Annotated in this window: 2 protein-coding genes; one reads left to right on the top strand and one right to left on the bottom strand. The window is 65.2% G+C overall.

Annotation, left to right across the window (positions count from 1 at the left end; genetic code table 11):
• Positions 1-263: 263 nt before the first annotated feature.
• Positions 264-2,105, bottom strand: a complete 1,842-nt coding sequence (gene typA, locus B3547_RS12600; protein WP_194919455.1) for a translational GTPase TypA — start codon at positions 2,103-2,105, stop codon at positions 264-266.
• 412 nt (positions 2,106-2,517) lie between these two features.
• Between typA and B3547_RS12595 the strand changes: the two genes are divergently transcribed.
• A partial coding sequence (locus B3547_RS12595; RefSeq protein ID WP_292963645.1) for a TonB-dependent receptor occupies positions 2,518-4,787 on the top strand: 2,270 nt, incomplete at its 3' end.

Raw genomic sequence — 4,787 nt, 5'->3', positions numbered from 1 at the left:
GGGGTCTGCCAACCAGATCGCGCTTGATCCGTCGGGAGATGCCAGCCTCCGCTGGCATGACGGTGGGGGATTTGGCCTTGTCGTCATTGCGAGCGTAGCGAAGCAATCCAGAGCGGCTTGAGCGTGGCTCTGGATTGCTTCGTCGACTGCGTCTCCTCGCAATGACGATGGTGATTTTGCAAAAGACATAAACGCCACGAAAAAGGCGGCGGGACCGATGCCCCGCCGCCTTTTTCGTGTTCCGATGGCCGGGAAGCCGAGGCTTACGCCGCTTCCTTCTTCCGGCTGGCCTTCTTGCGCTCGTTCGGATCGAGGATCGCCTTGCGCAGGCGGATCGTCTTCGGCGTCACCTCGACCATTTCGTCGTCGTCGATATAGGCGATGGCCTGTTCCAGCGTCATGATCTTCGGCGGGGTCAGGCGGATCGCATCGTCCTTGCCGGTCGAGCGGAAGTTCGTGAGCTGCTTGGACTTCATCGGGTTGACTTCGAGATCTTCCGGCTTGGCGTTCTCGCCGATGATCATGCCTTCGTAGATCTTGTCCTGCGGCCGCACGAACAGGATGCCGCGATCCTCAAGGCTGTTGAGCGCATAGCCCACCGCCTCGCCGGTGCCGTTGGAGATCAGCACGCCGTTGAGCCGTCCCTCGATCGGCCCCTTGTGCGGGCCATACTTCTCGAACAGCCGGTTCATGATGCCGGTGCCGCGCGTGTCGGACAGGAATTCGCCGTGATAGCCGATCAGGCCGCGCGACGGGGCCGAGAAAATGATGCGGGTCTTGCCCACGCCCGAAGGCTTCATCTCGGTCAGTTCGGCCTTGCGGCGCTGCATCTTCTCGACGACCGTGCCTGAGAATTCGTCGTCCACGTCGATCACGACCGTTTCGTAAGGCTCGGTGCGCGCGCCCGTCTCGTCGGTGTCGAACAGCACGCGCGGGCGGCTGATGCCCAGCTCGAAGCCTTCGCGACGCATCGTCTCGATCAGCACGCCCAGCTGGAGTTCGCCGCGCCCGGCCACTTCGAAGCTGTCCTTGTCGGCGCTTTCGGTCACGCGGATGGCGACGTTGGTTTCCGCTTCGCGCAGCAGGCGGTCGCGGATCATGCGGCTGGTCACCTTGTCGCCCTCACGGCCCGCGAAGGGGCTGTCGTTGACGGCGAAGCGCATGGCCAGCGTCGGCGGATCGATCGGCTGCGCGGTGATCGGCGTGCTCACCGAAGGATCGGCGATGGTGTTGGCCACGGTGGCCTTTTCCAGCCCTGCCAGCGCGATGATGTCGCCCGCGCGGGCTTCGTCCACCGGCACGCGGTCCAGCCCGTTGAACGACAGCAGCTTGGAGGCGCGGCCGACTTCGATCACCTTGCCTTCGGCATCCAGCGCGTGGATCGGCTGGTTGACCTTGATCGTGCCCGACTGGACGCGGCCGGTCAGCACGCGGCCCATGAAGTTATCGCGATCGAGCAGCGTCGCCAGGAACGAGAACGGGCCGTCCACGTCCAGGTTCGGCGCGGGTACGTGGGACACGATCTTTTCGAACAGCGGCTCCAGCGTGCCTTCGCGGGCGGCTTCGTCCTCGCTGGCGTAACCGTTGCGGCCCGAGGCGTAGAGCACCGGGAATTCAAGCTGTTCGTCGTTGGCGTCGAGGCTGACGAACAGGTCGAACACCTCGTCCAGCACTTCCTGCGCGCGGCCGTCGGGACGGTCGATCTTATTGACCACCACGATCGGCTTGAGGCCGAGCGCCAGCGCCTTGCCGGTGACGAACTTGGTCTGCGGCATCGCGCCTTCCGAGCTGTCGACCAGCAGGATCACGCCATCGACCATCGACAGGATGCGTTCCACCTCGCCGCCGAAGTCGGCGTGGCCGGGGGTATCGACGATGTTGATGCGGATCGTTTCGCCCGACTGGGGCGACGTCCATTCGACCGAGGTGCACTTGGCCAGAATGGTGATCCCGCGTTCCTTTTCGAGATCGTTGGAATCCATCGCGCGCTCTTCCACGCGCTGGTTGTCGCGGAACGTGCCGGACTGGCGGAAAAGCTGGTCGACCAGAGTGGTCTTGCCGTGGTCGACGTGGGCGATGATCGCGATATTGCGCAGGGCGGACATGATGGCGCTTTCGGTAAGGCGGATGTTCTGGGCTCGGACCCGCGCGCCGCAAAGGCGCGGGCCGGTTCGGGCGCGCGCTTAGCCGGAATTGTGCGTTGCGGCAAGGACAGTCTGGCACCGGCCCGGCCCGCAGCCCCGCTTCGCGCCCGCGGTCACCCCAGTTGTTACCGGTGTGCCACAGGCCCGGCAAGAGCCGTAACGGGGCGGGAAAAACATCAAAATGCCGATTGTCTCGCGCCGTTCAGGCTCATATTGGTCCTTCCCAGAAGGGATGAGGGGTGTCGATTTCCCGTCGGAATGGACGGAAGGCTTTGTTCCGGGGCGTTTTTACCGCCATCCGGTTCCGGCTTCGGCCACGGGCCTCCACCGCGCCTTATCCCGTTACCAGCTCAGCTACAGGATTGGTTGCCACATGAAATTTGCCGAACTCGCCCGCGCGGGCCTGCTCGTGGGGGTCTGCGGTTTCACGGTGACGGTGCCCGCCGTCGCTTTCGCGCAAACCCAGGCGATGCCGGAACAGGCCGCCGCCCCCGCCGTCGACGGGGAAGAAGCCCTGCCCGCGCCCGAGGAAGAGGCGAAGCCCGCCACCGACCGTGGAGAAGACACCACGCAGGGCAACGAGATCGTCGTCACCGCGACCAAGCGCGAACAGACGCTGCAGGACGTGCCTGTTGCCGTCACGGTCACCAGCGCGCAGACGCTCGAACGCGCGCAGATCCGCGATCTCAAGGATCTCGCCAGCGTGGTGCCCTCGCTGCGCGTCAACCAGCAGCAAAGCTCGGCCAATACCAACTTCATCATCCGCGGCTTCGGCAACGGCGCCAACAACGCCGGGATCGAACCGTCGGTCGGCGTTTTCGTCGATGGCGTCTATCGCTCGCGCTCGGCCGCGCAGATCGGCGATTTTCCCGATGTGCAGCGGATCGAGGTGCTGCGCGGCCCGCAATCCACGCTTTTCGGCAAAAACGCTTCGGCGGGCGTCGTCTCGGTGGTCACGCAGGCGCCGCAGTTCAAGTTCGGCGGCAATCTGGAGGCAACCTACGGCAATTACGATGCCGTGGTGCTCAAGGGCGTGGTCACCGGCCCGGTGGCCGATAACGTCGCGGTCAGCCTGGCCGGCGGCTACAACAAGCGCGATGGCTACATCCACGATCTGGGCACCGGACACACCGTGAACGACCGCAACCGCTGGTTCGTGCGCGGGCAGACGCTGTGGGAAGCGAGCCCCGCCCTGCGCGTGCGGATCATCGGCGATTACAGCCGCATCAACGAGAACTGCTGCGCCGCGATCAATCTCCAGCCTTCGGCCGCCACCACGGCGATCCGCGCGCTGGGCGGCAAGGTCAACAACGCGGCGGACCGCTATGCCGACGTGACCTACAGCAATTTCGATTCGTCCAACGACATCCGCAACTGGGGCCTTTCGGCGCAGGCCGACTATGACCTCGGCCCGCTGACCTTCACCTCGATCACCGCCTATCGCCGCACGGACGCGCTGACCAACCAGGATTCGGACTTCACCAGCGCCGATCTCCTCGGCGAGAATTCGCAGGACCTGCGGATCAAGACCTTCACCCAGGAATTCCGCATCGCGACCAATATCGAAGGTCCGCTGAACTTCATGCTGGGCGGGTTCTATTTCAACGAGAAGATCGACCAGTCCAACCGCGTCGCCTATGGCTCGCAGTACCGCCCCTATGCCGATCTGCTGATCCGCTCGGGCACCGGCGGCGCGCTCAACGCGTCCTCCCTCGAAGCGACGATCAGCGGGCTGACCGGCCAGAACTACGCCGGCCGGTTCTTTGGCGCGGGGCAGGGGCTGGACGAACGCTATCGCCTGAAGAACGAGGCGTTCTCGATCTTCGCGCAGGCCGATTTCAAGGTGCACGATCGCCTGACCATCACCGGCGGCATCAACTTCACCCGCGATACCAAGAATTTCTCCGCGCAGGTTTCGTCGAGCGACGTGTTCTCGGGCCTTTCGCTGGCGGGCATCGGCCAGACCGGGCTGACACAGCAGTACCTCGCCACGGCGGTGGGCACCGCGCTGGGCCTTGGCGCGGCGGCCAATGCCGCCCAGATCCAGGGCTTCGCCACGGCCCAGCCCGGCGTTTTCGGCGCGCTGCGCACGCAGGCGGCCGCCTTCGGCGCGGCCAATGCCAACATCACGCCCGCGCAGGCGGCGGCCAGCGGCAATCCCGGACTGGTCGGCAACCCGCTGCTCGCGCTCAAGAGCCTTCAGTTCCTGCCCCCGTTCCTGGGCGTGCCCAACGGGGTGGAGCCTGGCCGCACCAGCGACAGCAAGTTCACCTATACCGCGCGGATCGCCTACGATCTGACGCGGCGGATCAACTTCTACGCCAGCTTCGCCACCGGCTTCAAAGCCAGTTCGATCAACCTTTCGCGCGATAGCCGGCCCGCCGCCTCCGACGCGGTGGCGCTGGCCGCCGCCGGGCTGACTCAGGTCAACCAGACCTACGGCAGCCGCTTCGCCGGGCCGGAAAGCTCGACGGTGCTGGAATTGGGGCTCAAGGCCAACTGGGGGCTGGTGACGATGAACGTCGCCGCCTTCCGCCAGTCGATCAAGGGTTTCCAGTCCAACATCTTCACCGGCACCGGCTTCTACCTGTCGAACGCCGGCAAGGAGACGGTGCAGGGCTTCGAGTTCGAAGGCACCGCGCG

It is taken from the genome of Novosphingobium sp. UBA1939, assembly GCF_002336885.1.
GTDB lineage: Bacteria > Pseudomonadota > Alphaproteobacteria > Sphingomonadales > Sphingomonadaceae > Novosphingobium.
The sequence above is the reverse complement of the archived record's forward strand: the minus strand, read 5'-3'. Positions and strand labels throughout refer to the sequence as shown.